This window comes from Thiolapillus sp. (assembly GCF_048562965.1).
GTDB classification, from domain to species: domain Bacteria; phylum Pseudomonadota; class Gammaproteobacteria; order Chromatiales; family Chromatiaceae; genus Thiolapillus; species Thiolapillus brandeum_A.
Map to the genome: position 1 here is coordinate 1 of NZ_JBHNMF010001220.1, position 776 is coordinate 776.

The window sequence follows — 776 nt, forward strand, 5'->3', positions numbered from 1 at the left end:
AATCTACGGCCCAGGAAATGCCTCAGTTATCGGGCACCCATTGAGGTGTTCTGTGATGGACCACACTGGCAGGATGCCACACCGGGTGGTGTTACGGTTATTGGTTGAATTCGGGGAGGGAAATTGCGCACTCACCCATGCAGGTAACAGCAGCAGTGCATCCCCTCCCTGATGCCCGGTGGCGTGGCATCAATATCCGGGTGCTATACTCAAATGCCCTGTCATCACCCGATCCTGGTATTGCTGTCGCGGGTTCAACCCACCCGTTGCACTTGTGAGTTGAATCCGCGTGTGAGTAAAGCCCAATGCAGTTTATAGCAAATGGCCCGGAGATTCCCGATGCGCTCTTGCAGGCGCACGAAGAGGGGCGTGTGGTGTTCTTCTGCGGCGCGGGTATTTCTTATCCCGCTGGCTTGCCGGACTTCAAGGGGCTGGTGGAGCAAATCTACCGCCGGATTGGCACGGCGCTCACGGAAAGCGAGCGCTATGCCTTCGACCGCAAGCAGTACGATGCCACGTTAAACCTGCTGGAACTGCGCCTACCGGGGGATGGGCGCTTGGCTATGTGCTGTGAGCTGGCGAAAGTGCTGGAGACCGGGTTGGGTCATAAGGATGCGTATGATACGCATGCCGCACTGCTGCGCCTGGCGCGCAGCCCTGAAGATACACTGCGACTGGTAACCACCAATTTTGACCGCATGTTTCACGCAGCGGCTAAACACACAAAGCAAAAGTTCCATGCGTACACCGCGCCGATGCTGCCCATTCCGAAAAAC

General features: G+C 57.1%; 1 pseudogene. It reads left to right on the forward strand.

What is annotated here, in order from left to right:
- Positions 1–305: 305 nt before the first annotated feature.
- Positions 306–776, forward strand: a pseudogene (locus ACOCD2_RS23425) (hypothetical protein); the annotation flags it as partial.